At 47.4% G+C, this 18,595-nt stretch carries 12 protein-coding genes; 4 read left to right on the top strand and 8 right to left on the bottom strand.

Features of this window, described 5'->3' with window-relative positions:
• From BMW79_RS21055 to BMW79_RS21075, 5 genes are all read right to left on the bottom strand, one after another.
• A partial coding sequence (locus BMW79_RS21055) for a hypothetical protein (protein ID WP_177192269.1) occupies positions 1-4,070 on the bottom strand: 4,070 nt, incomplete at its 3' end.
• Positions 4,071-4,334: 264 nt separating this feature from the next.
• The gene (locus tag BMW79_RS21060; RefSeq protein WP_143059238.1) at positions 4,335-5,039 is read right to left on the bottom strand and encodes a hypothetical protein; all 705 of its coding nucleotides are present in this window, start codon (positions 5,037-5,039) and stop codon (positions 4,335-4,337) included.
• Complete coding sequence (locus BMW79_RS21065) at positions 5,036-6,022, bottom strand: hypothetical protein (protein ID WP_089897808.1); 987 nt, start codon at positions 6,020-6,022, stop codon at positions 5,036-5,038. The genes BMW79_RS21060 and BMW79_RS21065 overlap by 4 nt, the downstream gene beginning before the upstream one ends.
• A 173-nt stretch (positions 6,023-6,195) precedes the next feature.
• The gene (locus tag BMW79_RS21070) at positions 6,196-7,098 is read right to left on the bottom strand and encodes a class I SAM-dependent methyltransferase (RefSeq protein ID WP_089897810.1); all 903 of its coding nucleotides are present in this window, start codon (positions 7,096-7,098) and stop codon (positions 6,196-6,198) included.
• A gap of 115 nt (positions 7,099-7,213) precedes the next feature.
• The gene (locus BMW79_RS21075) at positions 7,214-8,377 is read right to left on the bottom strand and encodes an acyltransferase family protein (protein ID WP_089897812.1); all 1,164 of its coding nucleotides are present in this window, start codon (positions 8,375-8,377) and stop codon (positions 7,214-7,216) included.
• A gap of 356 nt (positions 8,378-8,733) precedes the next feature.
• Here BMW79_RS21075 and BMW79_RS21080 point away from each other — a divergent pair, with 356 nt between their 5' ends.
• Positions 8,734-9,111, top strand: a complete 378-nt coding sequence (locus BMW79_RS21080; protein ID WP_089897814.1) for a cytidine deaminase family protein — start codon at positions 8,734-8,736, stop codon at positions 9,109-9,111.
• Between the two features lie 107 nt (positions 9,112-9,218).
• Here the strand turns inward: BMW79_RS21080 and BMW79_RS21085 are convergent, their stop codons facing one another.
• Positions 9,219-11,534 (bottom strand): alpha-L-rhamnosidase-related protein, encoded by a 2,316-nt coding sequence (locus tag BMW79_RS21085; protein WP_143059239.1) that lies wholly within the window; start codon positions 11,532-11,534, stop codon positions 9,219-9,221.
• A 369-nt stretch (positions 11,535-11,903) separates the two neighbouring features.
• On the opposite strand from BMW79_RS21085, the gene BMW79_RS21090 reads away from it, so the two are divergent.
• Positions 11,904-13,178: a glucuronyl esterase domain-containing protein gene (locus BMW79_RS21090; protein ID WP_089897817.1), complete on the top strand. Its 1,275-nt coding sequence runs from the start codon at positions 11,904-11,906 to the stop codon at positions 13,176-13,178.
• Positions 13,179-13,182: 4 nt separating this feature from the next.
• Here the strand turns inward: BMW79_RS21090 and BMW79_RS21095 are convergent, their stop codons facing one another.
• A complete protein-coding gene (locus BMW79_RS21095; RefSeq protein ID WP_089897819.1) occupies positions 13,183-13,581 on the bottom strand; it encodes a barstar family protein in 399 nt (132 codons plus the stop codon).
• A gap of 176 nt (positions 13,582-13,757) precedes the next feature.
• Positions 13,758-16,541 carry a galactose-binding domain-containing protein gene (locus tag BMW79_RS21100; RefSeq protein WP_089897821.1) on the bottom strand — a complete coding sequence of 928 codons (2,784 nt, stop codon included), beginning with the start codon at positions 16,539-16,541 and terminating at the stop codon, positions 13,758-13,760.
• A 401-nt stretch (positions 16,542-16,942) separates the two neighbouring features.
• On the opposite strand from BMW79_RS21100, the gene BMW79_RS21105 reads away from it, so the two are divergent.
• Both BMW79_RS21105 and BMW79_RS21110 read left to right on the top strand, forming a co-directional pair.
• Positions 16,943-17,500, top strand: a complete 558-nt coding sequence (locus BMW79_RS21105) for an RNA polymerase sigma-70 factor (RefSeq protein WP_089897823.1) — start codon at positions 16,943-16,945, stop codon at positions 17,498-17,500.
• 53 nt (positions 17,501-17,553) lie between these two features.
• Positions 17,554-18,525: a FecR family protein gene (locus tag BMW79_RS21110; RefSeq protein WP_089897825.1), complete on the top strand. Its 972-nt coding sequence runs from the start codon at positions 17,554-17,556 to the stop codon at positions 18,523-18,525.
• Positions 18,526-18,595: the final 70 nt, after the last annotated feature.

Genomic DNA, 18,595 nt, shown 5'->3' on the forward strand with positions numbered 1-18,595 from the left:
AGTGTCAGTGTACCGGCGCCGCTTACATTATCTGCAGTAACTACGATCGAATCTGTTGCCGGGTAGGCAAGACTTACCACCGGTGGTTGAATACTTCCTGTTTGGCTCACGGTGATATCTGCTGCTGTAAATCCTTTCACCGCCTCACTGAAGACAATAGCGTATCGCACTTTAGTAGCTTTCGTAACAGTGGGATCCAGCTGTGTAAGGCGTGTAACCGTGGGCGGTATACCGTCTACTAAAATAGCAGTAGTAGCAGGTACACTGTCCATCGGTCCATACATCACATTGCCCATTGCATCCACTGGTTTACTATCATTCAGTTGCAATACGGGGTTAATACCGATGCCACTTCCATCAAAATCTCCCTTCTTCACGATGTATTGGAAAGTAAGAGCGCCCGGCTCATTTCTGATGAGGTATGCTTTAACGGTACCGCCTGTACGCAGCGTCAGGTCTATCGATGGGGTACCACCGGCTATAATGACCGGTTCCGGAATAATGGCCCTGATGGTAATCGGATCTCCTATCTTATAGGTTCCGGCTGCCGGGAGTTTCATATCTGCAACATAAGGCGGATAGTTATCAACGGTATACAGTTCACTCAACACGCTGTCCTGTTTCATGCTATTTCCTGCCAGATCTCTGCCGCTGTTCTTGTCGGCTTTCAACCCAACGGTACCGGCGCCAAATACCCGCACGCCTATACGATAAGCAGTATCGTTGAGCGTTTGAAGCGTTACCGGGGCAGCGTAATAAAAGTCGGCCGATTTAACCACCTTAAACCTGTACTGGCTCACGTACTGCATCTTCTCACTGAATACCACATCGAAATAAAGTGTGTCTTTATTGGATGGAGAAGCACCTACCCGTTTGAAGGATAAGATTTCAGGCAGTATGGCATCCACCTTTATATCTGCAAAGGTTTCCGAAGTAAAATTAGTCTTTGCCTGGTTATGGAATTCATCTTCGATAGCGCCTCCATTTAGTTGAATCGCTTCCACCCTCACACCATCCATATCATATAATCCTTCTTCTATCGTATAATAGAACGGGATATATGTTCCTTCCAGGGATGCCGGATCTGGTTTCGCTTCTACTGTTTTATCACCAATCTGAAGCGACATGCTTACTTCCGGCGATACTTTTACGGCATTATCAAAAAAGACGTCTACAACAAGGCGGTCGTCTTTAGCGTTCAGGCCGGGATGATAAAGTGAAACACTTGTTATCGCCGGTATTTTGGCATGAATGCGTGGGCCACGCACATTGGGATCATATGGAATCTGCAATGGCAAAGGATTACCGGCCACATCTGTGATGGTACTTCCGTTTAGTTCCAGTTGGCCATCGTAGCCTGCCCCATTCCAGTCTTCCAGCCCTTCAGGAATCACGTACCGGAACACCATGGTTTTCCCCTGCACACTGCTCATACTTACATGAACAGCCGCCTGGTTATCGATAAACAGTTGTATGGACGGTGTCCCTCCTTTTACCACCAGGTTTTCCGAAGCTGTCAGCGTATAGGTAAGTACCTGTCCAGCCAGGTAAATACTATCGGCAGGCGGTACAAAATCGCTGATAGCCGGTGGTGTCATATCTATCAGCACGGTTTCGCCGGTCAGTGCATGTTGAACAGCGGCATTGCCCGCAGCATCTGTAATGCTTACTATTGAAGGATCTACGGTTAACTGCAGGGTGCCATTGTTTCCTGTTGCTGTTACATCTACCATTACATCATTACCGCTGACGGTAAAATCTGTATGGTCTATACTGATATCGCCGGTAGTAGTAAAAGCAGGTGTGAAAGGCGTATTTACCGGCTTACTCATATGCAGCACATAGCTGACCAGCCGCTTGTTGGTAATGCGGTCAGACAGTAACGTAATGCTATCAAGGACCGGGCGAATACCATCTACTAACAGCGACGTGGGTACGCTATTGCTCAGGATAGGTTCGTTGCCGGCGAGATCGGTAACACCGCTGAGGCCACTCACCTTAACGCCTGTACCGTCTTTATCGCCGTCTTTGATGGTGTAGGCAAATCTTGCGGTAGAGGCATCTGTTAATTCTTTGAAAGGCATGTCCACATTGCTGCTGCCGATCTTCGTTTTGAGGATGGCTCCCGGCAGGGAGGTTATCTGTTCATTAAAAGTGACATCTATCCATACTTCATCTCCTATTTTCCCATAGGTAACGGGCGTGGCTATACGTGTAATCAATGGTCGGACACCATCCAGTAATACGCCATCCATCGCTGGCCCCGGGCTAAATTGCAGATCATTCCCCGCGGTATCTCTGATGCTTCCATTTAAATCTAAATGGAACCCGGCACTAAAGATGCCTCCTTCTTTTCCTTCTGGTACCACATATGCGTAGGCCAGTCTGTTTGGTGCAGATGCCGGAATCGAAGGTGCATAGTAACCAGTATCGGTGACCACCAATAATATCGATGTCTTACCATTGATAAAGATATTTTTGGAAATAGTACCTTCTATTTTGATGGAATCACCAATTTTATAGGTTTTTTTGGGGATGGGCAACCAGCCGGTAATTACCGGATCCACGCCATCAACCGAAATCCCAGCCAGCGACGGAATAGTACCAATGCTCAGCGGCATCAGATTGCCTGCCCAGTCGGTGATGGTAGTAGTGGGAAATAACGGTGCGGGACGCAAGGTATTGTTTAACTGGATAGTGTTGTAATCGAGATCACCATTTCTTACCATGTAGTCAAACGTCAGTCCATCCGGGTTAGCCTGACCGGTGGCCCATACAGTGCCTCCCTGTGCCAGTGTAATTCCCAGCTGCACATAGCCCACATTGGACTTCACCGGTTCGCTGGTATTTACCACAAACCGGAGCACCTCCCCTTTTTTATAGATCCGGTTAGCAGGCAATGTCATCCCGGTAATACGCGGGGCCTGTTCATCAATATGATAGGGTGGCGTGGTATTGGACAAGGTGACCGGGTTTCCCCCCAGGTCAGTGAAAGGCACCGGCCCGGGGATGGTCAGCGACACCGGCAGCACGGTATCAGGTACGCCCGTTACATCCAGCTCTATCGCAAAACTGGAGGATCCGGTTTGCGTCACTGTTTTTGAATTGACAGTGACGTCTGTGTTCACGGAAACCAGATTTTGTAAATCTGCACTGATGACCGGCTCTGATGTGTATATTTCGAAATGTATCCTACCGGATTTCACTGTAAAGGAGGGATCTGTAAGAAGCATATTGGTGACTGCCGGCGGCACGCCATCGAGGTGGGCGCCGGTAAGCCAGGCAATTATCCGGGGCAGCAAATTATAATCGTTGCCGGCCAGATCGGTAATGGTGCCTCCGTTCAGCGTAATCTGCTGATCATAATACAATGGGGCCGATATATCTACGCCGGCAGGTACAGCCACTTCAAAACGAAGGATATTGGTACCGGCGCCTCCTGCATATTTGTAGTCTCCGAAGAATTCATTGGTACCCGCCATTATAGAAGGAATGCCTGTTACATTGACTGCTTCATCGAACTGAACACTAATGGTGACCATCTTCCCGATACCAAAATGACCGGGGGATATTGAAAAGCCGGTGATGGAAGGCTTCTTATTATCCAGTTTAATCTGGTTATGCCATTGTGCGGGATTGATGGCCGGATCCAGGGTGAGAAAGTTCTCATCGATGATCGCCTGGTAGGTAACAAACTGCTGAATTTCAATACCGTCCATATCGTTGTCAGCTGCCGTAACCGTGTATTTGAACGTCATGCTGGTGTTATCCAGGCTGACCGCTTCTAATTGCCGTGTAGTGGTTCCCGTTACAATGTACAGAAAGTTTCCAATCAGCGGCGAACTGGCAGTGTGAACGGTTACCGGAACAGAGAAATTCACTTTAAAAGTAAGTTCTGCCCCTACCCGGTAATTACCATCGGCCGGTAAGGTGATGCTGGCAATGGCAGGAGGTACGGCAACGGCTGTACGTTTTCGATCAGCAGGTCCGGATTTAGCGGTTGATGGTAACAGAAACAGGCATACCAATATTGGCAGCATTGACAGGTACAGGGCGTAAAATTTCTTCATCATGAGGATATTGGCATACAGAACATCCCTGCGCTTTTCAGATCAGGCGCAGACTGTTCCCACCAAAAATATACAGAAAATAGCGTAGACCAAAGCGCCCGCGCACGAAATATAGTACAGCGGGCAGTTGTTACACGATAAAAGTTACTAACAACAAAATGATAATCACCTCTTTAAATGCGGATTCTATCTCCCGGTAATTTTTAAAAAGAATGCGGGATGTATACATTTTGTATACATATAGTATGGCTATAACTGGCACGACTACTCGCGGTAACAGGTATCCAGGCTGCCATCCGGATGGAAACTGATAAAGTAACGTTCCCTGCTTCCGCTGATGGTGCGGGGATACCAGCTCACCTTATTATCTCTCAACATCGCGTATAGGTAGGTGGGCGGAACGGCGCCTTCTATCCTGTCAGATTTATCGCGGTAGTTCCGGTAAACGGAGGCCACCTGTTTAAAATGGAGGTCGTCCAGCTTTACCAGGGCTATTTTAATATTATCATGAACAGAGAGCTGCACCGGTTTGGGACCGCTCCATGCGCCATCGTTATACTCATAGGCATCTATGTATTCCGGGTTACCGGGATGTTGCACATTGATCACAATTCTGCCCTGGTCATAGAAATGTACAAAACCATACAGGTAGATATCTTTGCCGGATAACGCCGGTATAGTCCGGAGCGCATGTTCTGCGGCTTCGAGTTGTACTTCATTTCCCAGGAATCCGCTCCGGGAGGCAGTTGTGGTGCGGGTGCTATGCTCCGTTACTGTAGTAGTAGTGGTACTGCTGGTAACGGTATGCGAACTGCTGCTGTTACCGGCATCCTGGCGCCCTTTGGTTTTATAACTGCTGTCGGTATCACTGCCGTAAAGCGTATCATGAATAGAATTACGGAATGGGTTGCAGGCGGCCAGTGTTGTGAGCGCAAGTACCACCGCCATCTTTGACAAGTATCTCTTCATGATAATTTTGTTTCAGTTTCCAGGTCGCTGGCAAATATCACCTGCGTTGGTTTGTCTTTCAGATAAAAAATGGGAACGGATACCTGTTTGGTGCTGTCCAGATCGAGCAGCGACACTATTTTTTTCAATGAAGTAACATGGGTTTTACCGCTATTATCCTGGAAGCTCAGTTCAAACTTTATCTGCGGTTGTTCATTGATATAGGTACCGGTCTGACTGGCAGAAATGATAGCTGCATCAGTGCGTATTCCATAATACTTCAGCTGCAGGTCCTTTTCAGGCGATCCGATCATCATGTTTAACAGCAGGCGTAATCCACCTGCAGATAAAAGAATGATCAGCGGACATAATACCAGCGGGTGATAAAACTTCAAAAAGCGCCATCCCCTGCCGCTGTTTTCCAATTCATAAGAGAAGCCGAAATACCATACCACGGCGGCAGTTACCACCAGCCATACCAGGAACAGCAGGATCATTCTGCCTATTTTCAGATCTACTTCCACACCATCAGGAACCAGGTAAGGAATGGTTTTGAGTTGCTGATCGATCCTGAGGGAAAAAGTTTTCCCTGTTTCATAGCGCCTTAGTGCAGGTTTACTATCGTTCACGGTTAACCGTTCGGTGATCTCTGTGCCGGAAAAATTACGCAACGACACCAGGAGGTCTTTTGTGATTATTTCCGGTGTAGCGGCGAGTTCTTTACTTTGTATAACTCGGGCATCTTTGAGGATGCCTTCTTTTAAAAGGCGCAGGATATTCTTTCTCATCAGGAAAGGCATCAACACCCACTTCCGGAGCCAGCGCTGTATCAGCAGGATCCATAGTATCGCTGCCAGTGCCAGATAAGTCAATGCGAGCCAGGGAGCGGTGCCTCCGTCGTATTCCATTTCGCGATATGCAGTGTTGTAATAAAGCAACATGGGGAATGGAATCGCGAAAAAAAGCAGGTAAACAATGCCGAAGTAACTCCAAAATCCTTTCATCAGGCTAATTTAAATATTAAAAACGGCCATCCGTAAGTACGGGCGGGCTTTAACAGGAAAATAATGTCTTCCATATTTTGTGCCGGTTTCCGTGGGCCAAACAATTATCCCGGTTGCTACAGTGGGATGATGCTTCAAGATAAATCTTTCCCGGTTATCGGGCAAGTCGGGTTTCATCCGCTGTGAAAAACGCCCAGTTTGTAGGTGTGCTGATCAATGGGAGAAATGCAACGCAGCCAGTGTTGCGACGCCACATGTGTTGTACAGGGACCATAAGTGATGATTTTAATCCTTCTCTGCAGCGATTCTTTCCGGAGCATATCGAGGACATCCTGCAGGATCTCGCCTGTAAAAGGCGTGAACATAAAGAAAACGGTTCCTTCGGAATAGTCGGCCTTTCGCGCATCGGTATTAATAAACGTAACCGCCGGTAAATTCAGCGCCGCAGCAGCCTGCCGGGCATAGTGGCAAAAAGCAGGTTCAAACTCCACGCCTATAGTCCGGATGCCTGCCAGGAGATGTACCAGGATAGCCACCTGTCCCAGGCCGGCGCCCAGGTCAAAGAAAACGTCTTCTTTTACAAACCGGACCTGATCCACCAATTCAAAAACGATCCTCGCTGGTGTTTTTTGAAAATAAACCATCTCCGGTTCCAGGTCTTTTGTAGGCTCCGGCATAGTTTGTAAAGGAGATAATCCGTTAAGGAACAGGTCAAGGTTATCGTAACCGGGCGCTGCTGCATCTTCGCCGGGTGTTGCTTTAATATCGAAGTATCCGCCGACCAGTTTTTTGAAAGCAGGACCGGTGCATCCGGTGTTTCGGATGGTATGACGGAGGTGTTGAAACAATTGCCGGTCGATAGCTTCCAACCCGGCTTTCATTTTCTCCGCGCGGTTCCGGAGCGCCAGCAACTGACCCGCGTCAGCGGTATCGTGCAGGAGTGCTGTCAGACAGTCCAACAGCTGAAAACCGATAAAGTCGATGACCTCCATGCGCTGATCGAATGCTGTCTCTTTATAAAGCGAAGTTTGCCGCTCAACCGCATCTATGTAAGAAGTTATTGCTGAAATGTTCATTGTAGGCGCAACACTGCATTAATGCGTTTAAGATAGCGATAATTTTATTTAAATACCGCGCACAAAAAAGCCGCGTATCTCTTTCGATATACGCGGCTTTATTATATTGTTTCTTTTATACCTTCAGAAATACTTTCTTCTGGTACATAAAATACAGGAACAACCATTTTATAAATACAAAGGAGATACTCAGTGCCACAGCGCCAAACGGCTCTCCAACCAATTGCCCGAGCCATTTAAAGAATGCGTTGTTGGTATAACCAAAGTCGATAAAATGACCGGAGATGTAGATCAGGATAGAGTTCATACCAATCACCCGGAAAAAGAACGCCCATTTTTTGTAGCCGGCAATATCGATCACATAATAGAACAGTGCGAGCAACAACAGGCTGATGCCACCTACCTGCAATACAAAGGAGCTGGTCCACAGATTTTTGTTGATGGGAAAATCCAGGTTCCAGAGTTGTGCCAGGATCAGGAAAATAACGCCTGTGAGTGCCATCACGCCTACTTTCTTTACCGGCGCCAGGCTGCTGTTCTTTAATAAATTTCCTGTGAGAATACCCAGCATAGCGGTGCTGATGGCCGGGAAGGTTGAGGCGAGTCCTTCGGGATCATGGATCCCCAGGTATAATTTACCCGGCATCAGGCAGCGATCAATGTAGGATGCGAAATTGCCTTCCATTGTCAGATCTCCGGGAGCAAATCCCGGTGCCGCTGTAAATTTCAGTAATAACCAATACACAATAAGGATACCGGCAAACCAGATCATCTGTGCGCGTTCTTTGGTATAGAGGTAAATGATATTGGCGAACATATAGGCCAGCCCGATGCGGCCTAACACGCTACCAAAACGTATCTGCGAAATAGGCTGTAGTTGCAGGCCATTGTTATAGATAATGCCCAGTAATACCAGGACCAACCCTCTTTTGATTACCCGCAATAACAGTTTGTTACGGCTTTTTCCTTTTTCCAGCTCCCGTCCTACCGAATAGGGCGTTGATACGCCGGCCATGAACAGGAAGAGGGGGAAAATCAGGTCATAGAAATGGAAACCATTCCAGTCCGGGTGTTCGAGCTGAACTGCTACAGCTGCCCAGAAAGGGGAACCTGTTGCTTTATCCAGCGCGTGGAAGATGGACCCTCCGCCCATAATCCAGAACATATCAAATCCCCGAAGGGCATCCAATGAGTATAGGCGGCCTTTCTTTTCACCGTCACTGGCTGCTGGTGCAGACACTTCTCCGGATTGCACCGGAAATGTAGTTAATGTGGTCATTAATGATTCGTGATTGAAGAGATCAAACGATAAATTTATAAACGCAAAACGATTTTGGTGACTTCCGGATACAAGCTAAGAAAAATGAAATTAATTTTTTTTAAAAATTACGGGATTGTTAAAAACCAGGGGCATTGAGGATAAACAGCATTGGCTATCAACACCTTTCAAATAATCTATTTTTTCAGATCTTCTCCCGGAAACCCTCTCCCCAACTGAGGAAGATCGTACTTTTATCCCTAAAAAAGAGTAGCGGACCCTCCTTGTTCCAAACAATATTATTTAATATGGCAGTTCCACCAGCCCGGGTACTTTTCCCATACAATTGACCTATTTTTATACAGAAAGCATTGACGATGGAATTTCACGACCTATATAAAATTGCCTGTGAGACGTTGCGTCCCAGGCAGATCTCCAAAAACAGTTCCGCCGGATCTGTAGCAGCGGCCATACTGACGGATAACGGCCATGTATATACGGGCGTTTGCATCGACACGCCCTGCTCCATGGGATTTTGCGCCGAACATGCTGCCATCGCCGCCATGATCACCGCAGGAGAAAGCAGGATCCTGAAAGTAGTGGCAGTAACGGAAGGCAACATGGTGGTGAGTCCGTGTGGCAGATGCCGGGAATTTATCTGCCAGGTACATGACGACAATGATCAATGTGAAGTAATGCTGGCAGATGATACTATAATGACGGTGCGTGAACTTATTCCTCACAGGTGGCAGTAGCCGCTATATTTACATACATTGAAAGCAACCAATGCAATACTTTATTCTTGAAAAAAGCCTGCGGGAGGGATCACCCATTTTTAAATAATCGCAACACCCTACCTCCATCAGGCAGTTTTCCTCAGGATAAATTTTGTATCCGGTTGGCAAAGCTGCCTGATGGTTACACTCCCGTCGGCCTGTATTTTCACCGTCCGCGAAACACCGTTTATGCTTAACCGGTAGACTGTGCCGGGAGATAATCCTTTCAACGTAAAGGTATAATTATCCTGCGAAGCAACCGTCCATGTTGCGGTGCTACCGCTCCAATCCATGCCATTAATGGCAATGGGCTTACCCGAACCGGCATTGATGGTGAGCGTGGTACTATCCTGGTTTCCCGGATAGAAAATAAGGGAATTTCCTGTTTTACTGGCGCCGAATGCTTTGCTGCTGCTCACCGAGAATCCTTGCGTACTCATCACGTAATCATTCACACGCAGCGTTAACCGGTACACGGTATCGCGTAGTGTATAAGAAAACGTGGTACCATTCAACGCGGGTGTCATATTAGGTTCAATACCCATCCGGTTCCATTTTGGCCGGATCCCGTAGATATCCCTGTACAGTGCGGTAATACTGGTGCAAATGCCTGCCAGGATATCATCGCCAAGACCCAGCTGAGTAGTTCTGCTATATCTTTGAGAAGAAAGACCATCCTTTTTATACTGCTGCAACAAATGATCGATATATTTCAGCGCGATGGCTTTATCATACCCTACATAGGCTCTAACTCCCAGGTAGCCCCAGGTGGGGAAGATATCACCGTTCTCATATCTGGGAAATGGCCAGTTGCCTTCCTGTACTTCTGCCTGTTTAAAACTATCAAAACAGAGGGGCCAGTGAAATAAATTTTCGGCGGTTGTGCGGTGTTCTATCTGGTCCAGTATCAAAGCAATCCTTTTCGGATCATCACAAAGACCGAATGCGATGGCCGCAAAATTAACAGGTGTAACGAGATTATCACCATGGACAGTACCATCTTTATCCCGCCAGTAAACATATTGATTTTTCTCCGCCGACCAGAAGCCGCCCTCATCGAGGTTCTTATTAAAAGCTGTTTTCAGTGTTGCCGCTATCTGCAGGTATCTGGCTGCCTGTGACTGATTGCCCAATACTTTTTCGCAGTTGCCCCAGAGCGTCAGCGCCTCGTACAACTGGGCATTCACAAAAGCGTTTTCATAGCTGGCCCAGACAATATCCAGCCAATCGCTGCATTTTTTGTCAGCGATGTTATTATTGACCATTTCAAAGATACCGTTATGGTTTTCATCCCGCCGGATCAGCCAGTCGAGCGCCTTTTCACAGGCTACCTGGTGAGCGCGCAGCCAGTGAAGATCTCCGTTCAGATCAAACTGTTCACTGGTATTGATCACATACCCGGTTTGCGAATCAATGGTATAGCCCCACATCGCTTCGTAGTAGCCTGTTTCGCGATTATACGTGCCGGGTATTTCATCACCGGGGGCATTGTGCCAGCGCGACAACACGCGGCCATCTTTCCCCATCGCCTGATCCCGTTCCTGGTCCAGTGTTGCGGAGAAGTTTTTTGTATAGTGGGAGTCATTCAATGCCATCCCGATCTGTGCAAAAAACGGTTCATGCAGGCATTTCCAGTTCGTAAGCCAGCCATTGGCGCCTATGATATTGTTATCTACCACACCATAGCGACCGGTGGTGTTGAGCAGTTCCCGGACTGCGTCCACATCGATGCCTGGCAATGTTCCCCGGGAGTACTCCTGGAAATAATCAATATACTGTAATTCGTATTGCACGCTGGTACGGCCCTTTTTCACTTTAAAGGGGGCAAACACATTTTCCTTGCCGGATACAAACCTGCTTAAATCGTACCGCTGGCGCAAAGGCTGCTCCGTAACCAGTTGAGTACTCACAAACTCATTATTGGGTGCATGTGTGTATTTTGACGCGATCACGCTATTGTTTTCCGGCCGGGTACTGATGCGCAGGGCATTTCCAGACACCGCATTCCAGAACGTTACCCCACCGGTATGTACACCGTAGGTATCTCCTTCCTGTTTCAGGTATTTACACCATACCATACCGCCATTATCCAGGATGCCGCCCTTCCATACCGACAGATCCGCAAAATGCCATCCGGGAAAAGCCATGTCCTCCAGTTCGGCGTCCTGTTTATATTCCCGCTCGATACGCCATGTTATTTTCCGGGCTACTCTTTTGAAGTGCCATTGTTCTTCTACCATCAGGACTGTGTTGCCATAACGGATACCACTAATCGTTATCTCATTTTTGGTTGTCGTTACGGCTACTTTACCCTGGCTCTTAGCCGCAGAAAAGATCCCGTCTGACGTGCGGATACCGGTGTAAACTCCGGCAGAGGATAACACATTTTGTCCTTTTATCATTAACTGCCTGATAACACAGCCGGTTGAATAGTCAATTACCAGTGACATTGACCGGTCCGGAACGGATATGGTAATGGTTCTATCAGCGGGATTCTCCGTAATGTACGGATCTGTAGAAACAGCAGCAAAACATACCTGCTGGCAAAGGAGTAACACTAAAATATAAATGAAGGATGGACGATTCATATGCTTTATCATTGGCAACATTTTCCGGCATGGCAAATGTTATTCCGCAGTAAGGTATAAAATTATCCGGTTCCATGCCTGTTGGTACAGGATAGTATTTTTAAGGAAATATCCTATCTTTAAATGATCCTCGTCAATTTCCACTTGCCTATTGTTAAATACCGTCTTTAAACAAATAATCGCATGCCAAAAACAATACATGTCTATCTGACACTATTTATTCTTACCTGCTTTGCTTCCACTGCCACGCCGGCCTTTGCCCAGGAGAAGCCCAACTACGACGAAGCCAAAGTGGGTGTATACCAACTCCCGGATCCCTTGCTGAATAGCCATCAAAAAAAAGTACGGACGGCAGCCGACTGGGAAGGCAGTCGCAGGAAAGAAGTATTACAGTTATTTAAGCAGCATGTATTCGGGCAGTTTCCGGGGCAGGCAAAGGATATTCATTTTGTGACACAGCGGATCGACAGTAGCGCCGTAGAAGGACTGGCTATTGCCAAACAGGTGCGTATCTACTTAACTGCCGGTAAAAAAGGACCGTTTATTGACCTGCTGTTGTATGTGCCGGCGCATACCAGCGAGCGGGTTCCGGTATTTGCCGGGTGGAATTTTAACGGGAATCATAACGTCAGTACAGATGAACAGATCCTCATCTCCCAAAATTATCTTGACCTGCTCACGCTTCAAAAAAAGAATGCAGCCCCCACCAGGGGGAACCAGGAAAAAAACTGGCCGGTAAAAACCTTGCTGCAACATGGTTATGGAGTAGCCACTGCCTACTATGGCGATGTAGAGCCGGATCATCCCCAGGGATGGAAAACCGGCATCAGGAGTAGTCTGGCTAAGTCACTCCAGTTAAAATATTCAGACTGGTGTGCCATTGGCGCCTGGGCATGGGGCCTTAGCCGCATGCTGGATTATCTTCAAACAGATAACAACGTAGATGCCGGCAAGGTGATAGTGCTGGGACATTCCCGTCTTGGCAAAGCGGCGCTATGGGCGGCAGCCAACGATACCCGTTTCGCAGGTGTTATCTCCAATAATTCCGGCGAGGGCGGCGCTGCCATTGCCCGGAGAAATTATGGCGAAACACTGCAATTCATCACAACGACCTTTCCGCATTGGTTTATTGAAAAGTATAAAAGCTACGCAGCTGATGTAAACAAGCTTCCTGTAGATGCGCATCTGCTGCTGGCGCTGGCGGCACCACGCCCCTTGTATGTGGCCAGTGCTACCGATGACCAGTGGGCGGATCCTCATGGAGAATTCCTGGCAGCGAAAAATGCGGAACCGGTGTATGCGCTTTATGGCAAAAAAGGACTGGGTATAACGCAGATGCCCGCGCCGGATACCTCCATTGGGAATACCATTCGGTATCATATTCGTACAGGCGTACACGATATACTGTTGTTTGACTGGATGCAATACATCCGGTTTGCGGATGAGTTAGTACGTTAACTGCTTATTCATCTGCGGGGCGCAGCCTAATATTGGGATGATCTGCAATGATTTCGAGGAGTATATCAAAATAGGTTTGCCCTTCTCCCCTGTCCAGTTCATCCAGTTTTTCGCGGAAGTGTTCTTTATTGAAGGGAGATTCCGGCAGCAATTTCTCTTCATAATATTGCCGGGTGGCGGCATGCCCCAGGGCCTGTCTGCTTTTATCCATGTTATGCCATAATAACGTAACCGGTTCGTCGCTCTTTATAGCGCCAAATCCGCCATAAAGCAGGTCGTTAAAGGCATCCAGGCTATTACCCAGCTGCCAGTCTTCACCAGTCATAAATACACGGTTTATTTCTTCATAAAAAGAAGTAATACTGGTGATGCGGTTTCCGTCGATTGTGATTTGTTTCTCCATGAATGCCCTATTTCGTGTATCTGCGACGTACTTTTTTAAATCCGCATAACACCTGCACACCGAAGATGAGAATTTCTAAAAGAGCCAGCATAATAATACAAGATTAGATGATTATCATAAGATACAACTTTTCCGGGAAATATGCAGCCGGAAAGTAGCTCCGGCTGCACATCCTTTTAATCCTGTTTTCCCAACACCACAAACTTCTTCACCACATTACTACCGCGCACGCCTATATGCAAAAAGTAAATACCGGGTGTAAGTTCTCCGGTTTGCACGCGGATGCTATTATTTCCTTTTCTTAATGAAACACCTGATTTCGTCAGCATCTCCCGCCCTTTCAGGTCATATATTTTCAATGTAGTCTGCACTGCTGCCGGCGCAGAGAGAGAAACGGTAAGTTCCGTTCCGGTTAACGGATTGGGATATACGTTGCAGGATAACACCTTGCCGTCTTTTACAGATGCCGGTTCAAAAGCGGTGGTGTTTTCAACAGCAGCAGCAGTACGGGCCTGCAATGGCGCGACCGGGAAGTTACCCATTACCTGCACTTCGGCCAGGCTTAAAGGTACGTTGGTGCTTTGCAGTTGTATTCTCACGTAACGGCCGCTGTTATTAATGCTGATAACAGATGGACTACCGGCCGTAGCGGTCTGAAAATAATCCTGCACACCTGCCTGTGCCTGTGTACCTGCTACAGTGGACGATGTAAAAGGAACATCCGAAATAAAAATGTGATAATTGGCCAGCCGGCTGCCACAGCAATCCGTGCGGTTATAGATATTGATCGTCTGGATATTGGCGGATGCGCCAAGATCAACCTGCCACCAGGGTTGATTGGTGAGGGCATCTGCAGTAGAAGTAACGGAACTGCTGAAATAGTCGCCATTGGTATTGCCATCCACCGCTAAAGATGCCAGGCCGGTGGTGCTGCTATGATCGCTCGATTGCGTAGCTGTTTTGTTCAAAGCCAGGTTAGCCGCGGGTACCACTACTGTGCCTGCATTTTTCCAATAGAACAGATCTGCCAGGCCTCCGTCCAGTGTATCATTATAAACATATTTCTTACCGCTCACCAGCGTCAGGTTTACTTTTTCCACCACTCCGTCTTTTCTCCTTACCCGGAATAATGTATCCACCGGGTAAGTACCGAAATTGATATTCAGCGTAATTTTCTGGGTGGCCAGGTTGGCTTTCCCCTGGATGGTATCTGTCAGGATACCTGTTGTGCCGGGTGCATTACAACAACCGTTCGACACTGCCAGACCGTTCATGATCATAAAATAGGCGGTACTTGCGCTGGGAACAGGCGCCATAGTGATACCACTGGTACTGTTAATACCCGGTACCGGTTTGAAATAGCCAACTACCACATCTCCTTTTAACCCGTTATTGGTGGCGCTCACCAGGTTAGTAGCGCTGATACTACTGATATAGGGTCCGGCGGTGGAATCCCAGGCAGCGATGCTGGCAGGACCTGCATTATTTACAGGTGAAGTGCCGGAGATATGCTGACCTGCAATAAAGCGTACGTCTTTTGTGCGAAGGCGGGATAAATGCGGTGACAGATGCAGTACTTCTGCACCAAGTCGTGCATTCTGCCAGTACTGTGCGGTGGGAGTTCCGTTCTGATCCGTCCAGAAAAAAGTGTTGTTGCCACCGATGTAACGGAAGCTGTTCATCCATTTCGCGCCCATGATAAGGAACGAATATACGCCGATATTAAACTCAGATTCGGAGGGATAGTAATTATAGGAACCACCATTCCGGCTGCCTTTGTAACCCTGTAAATAGGCGCCAAATGCAATGGGGGAAGCACCGCTTCCGTCATACCCTTCCAGCGCCAGTTTGCGGTAGGTATACATGTCCTGCAGGATGGCTGCCTGGGAGCCACCGGCGCCGGGATTTCTGTTTACAAAGAAATAGTAATAGTCGTAAGTGAGCAGATCCGGCTTTGCCGTTTGAAGATAGGTTCTGAGATTTGCTTCAGACCACTGACCGGTATACTGATTATTATGCACCAGCACATTCGGATATTTACTGCGGGATACGGCAAACCAGTCGCGCATATAATTCTGCAGCGTAGTACTATAGCCTTCTTCATCACCAAAGCAGATGCTCGACAACAGGTTACTATCAGCCGCCTGGAGCGAATTCAGAAACCCGTTCGAGGTTTCGAATACACTGGGGCCGCGATCTACATGCAAACCAAAAGGTCCTTTTACCAGTCCCCATTGTACCGTGGGGTTCTGCTGATGGATCGCATAGTTATACATCGGTCTTTCATAATAGGTAGGTGCAAAGTGGCTGTTGGCCAGCTCATTTCCGCTGGGGTAGTGATCTGCGCCGGGCTGCATGTAATAACTCACACCGCTTTGTGCAAAGGTGCTGACCAGTGAATTATTGGTAAATGCTGCGTTGGAAACAAACAGATAAAACCCTTTGAGACGCTGATCGCAGCAGTCGGTCCGGTTCCAGATCCGGATGGAGTCGATGGTCACGATGCTGCCAAGATCCACCTGCCACCAGGGTTCTATGGCGGCGTAGCCGTCGATGGTATGGGTTACTGATCCAACAGAATAGTTACCGTTGGTGTTGCCATCCACTGCCCTGCTGCTTGTGGCACCTCCCAGGTCGGACGATTGCTGTGTGGTTTTTCCTTGTGCCACATTCACGCCTGCGCTGAATACCTGTACTTCTGCCAGGCTCAGCGGATCGGTACCGGAGAGTTGAATTTTTACATAGCGGCCGGTCCTGCTGATGTTGAGGGTAGTCGTCACCGGCACGGGATTATCTTCGGAAGCGCCATCTACCCGGATCCAGCTTTGGTATTGAATACCTTTCTGAATGAATAGTTTGTCCTGCCGGGTCATGGTTTGCGCCCGGGAAACGCCTGCGAGCAATAGCAGCAGGAAAGTACCCCATCGCTGCGCGCTGTCTTTTTTAAAATTCAGTTGCATACAATTGTATTTTTGAATAAGAAAAAAAAGTACTGCGCCCGAGCGGCTGGCAGTGTATACGTTGCAATAGCCGTAACGGCTATTTTTTTTGGTTGAATTACGGGGTACTGCACGATAGATGCAGCCGTCACGGTTCACGGGATACGGGTTTTCACAATGGGAAATGATCGGTTATATCTTCCCTCTCATATAGTGGGTTGAATACAGGACTTACCCTTATTTCAAGCGGATATTTTTTTTTCCATACAGTTATTAGTGTTATTTTATCTCTTTTAACTGGTATTTTAGCCTATGCTCTTTCCGGGGATGTTTTTTAGCCTGCCGCAATTTGCCGTTTGAAAAAAAAGACTTTTATTTGGCTACACGTATGTGTCACGTAATGAACCGTAATTCCGGTGACAATGGAAAAATACACTGATGAAGAACTGTTGCAATTGTTGATGCAGAATGATGAACCTGCATTCCGTCAACTTTATAAAAGATATTGGAAGAAATTACTGACGAAAGCCTACACACAACTGCAATCCCATGCAGATGCGGAGGAATTGGTACAGGATGTATTTATAAACATCTGGCACCGGCGTCATTCCCTGCAAATCAAATACAGTTTTCATACTTACATTGCTGCAGTTACCCGCTATAAAATATTTGAGAAACTGGCGGGCAAAAAACGTTTGCCCGTTACGGAAGATGCGGCCGACTGCATTGTGGCAGACAGGTCTACCGAGTTATGGCTGGATGGCGAATCACTGAAAGCCGAAATAGAAAGCGTAGTTGGTACACTTCCTGAAAAATGTCAGCTGGTATTCCGCTTAAGCCGGGAACAGGGCCTCACCGAAAAGCAAATTGCACATACCTTACAGATATCTCATAAAACAGTGGAGTCACATATGAGCAAAGCCCTTCGCATATTACGCGGCGCTGTCGGGCATCTTCGCTGTCTTTTCTGCTCGCTCTGATTTTTTTTATTCCTCACTAAGGGTAAGCCTTCTATTTCACCCACTATATAAATATGCAGCCACAAATACCAGATCATATCAGGCAACTGGCCGATAAATGGATTGCGGGAACGATTACCGCTTCTGAACGTGATGTTTTGCTGGAATGGTATAGCCGGCAGGTACCTGCGGAAATTCCATGGGAATCTGCAGATGCACATGAAACCGCCATGGAAGAACGATTGTACGCCGATCTGCAACATAAATTGCAGCCATCGGTGATACCTGTGAAAAAGAACAACTGGAAACGTTTAGCGCAGGCCGCCGCCGTACTGTTACTGATCGCTGCCGGCTGGGCAGGCATCAGCAAATGGCAGCAAGTGAAGCCTATTGTCATTACAGCAGATGGCAGTATCAAAAAAATGATCCTGCCCGACAGCAGCATTGTATGGCTGAAAGGCAACAGTTCCCTCTCCTATCAGCAGGATTTTGGAAAAAAAACACGGCAGGTAGTCTTAAAAGGAGAAGGTTTATTTGAGATCAAGAAAGATGCGGCACATCCTTTTATTGTGGAAAGCGGACAATACACTACACGGGTACTGGGCACCAGTTTTAATATAAAAGAACAAACAGGGAACAATACCTTCTCCCTGCTGGTATTAACGGGCAAAGTGCAGGTGGAAAAGAAAAGCAGCAAAGATAATGTTCAGCCACTCCTCATTACCCCGGACTACCAGTTTACCGGCAACAGCCGGGAATCGTCTGTGAGCAAAGCCAGCAGCGCCGACAGGGAACAATCAACCAATGGCACAGAATACGATATGAACTTTAACCGCACGGCATTCCCGGACATCGTTCAACGGATCGAGCAAAAATTTGATATAAAAATCAACGCCAATTACCAACAATTTGAAAATTGCCGCATTACGGCCGACATCACCGATCAATCATTATCTAATTCCTTAAAACTGATTACCATGGCCATCAGTGCTACCTATAGCATCAGCGATGGCACCATTGTCATTACCGGAAACGGATGCAGATAAAACAATAAAAAAACAGGGATGCGCGAACACCCCTGTATAATAAGTCCAAACAACAAACACCAATTTATTA

It is taken from the genome of Chitinophaga arvensicola, assembly GCF_900110835.1.
Classification (GTDB): domain Bacteria; phylum Bacteroidota; class Bacteroidia; order Chitinophagales; family Chitinophagaceae; genus Chitinophaga; species Chitinophaga arvensicola.

What these genes read in the sequence shown, in the direction of transcription:
- BMW79_RS21060 (WP_143059238.1), bottom strand. Translation starts at nt 5,039, where the DNA reads ATGAAGAGATACTTGTCAAAGATGGCGGTGGTACTTGCGCTCACAACA.
- BMW79_RS21065 (WP_089897808.1), bottom strand. Translation starts at nt 6,022, where the DNA reads ATGAAAGGATTTTGGAGTTACTTCGGCATTGTTTACCTGCTTTTTTTC.
- BMW79_RS21070 (WP_089897810.1), bottom strand. Translation starts at nt 7,098, where the DNA reads ATGAACATTTCAGCAATAACTTCTTACATAGATGCGGTTGAGCGGCAA.
- BMW79_RS21075 (WP_089897812.1), bottom strand. Translation starts at nt 8,377, where the DNA reads ATGACCACATTAACTACATTTCCGGTGCAATCCGGAGAAGTGTCTGCA.
- BMW79_RS21080 (WP_089897814.1), top strand. Translation starts at nt 8,734, where the DNA reads ATGGAATTTCACGACCTATATAAAATTGCCTGTGAGACGTTGCGTCCC.
- BMW79_RS21085 (WP_143059239.1), bottom strand. Translation starts at nt 11,534, where the DNA reads ATGATAAAAGGACAAAATGTGTTATCCTCTGCCGGAGTTTACACCGGT.
- BMW79_RS21090 (WP_089897817.1), top strand. Translation starts at nt 11,904, where the DNA reads ATGCCAAAAACAATACATGTCTATCTGACACTATTTATTCTTACCTGC.
- BMW79_RS21095 (WP_089897819.1), bottom strand. Translation starts at nt 13,581, where the DNA reads ATGGAGAAACAAATCACAATCGACGGAAACCGCATCACCAGTATTACT.
- BMW79_RS21100 (WP_089897821.1), bottom strand. Translation starts at nt 16,541, where the DNA reads ATGCAACTGAATTTTAAAAAAGACAGCGCGCAGCGATGGGGTACTTTC.
- BMW79_RS21105 (WP_089897823.1), top strand. Translation starts at nt 16,943, where the DNA reads ATGGAAAAATACACTGATGAAGAACTGTTGCAATTGTTGATGCAGAAT.
- BMW79_RS21110 (WP_089897825.1), top strand. Translation starts at nt 17,554, where the DNA reads ATGCAGCCACAAATACCAGATCATATCAGGCAACTGGCCGATAAATGG.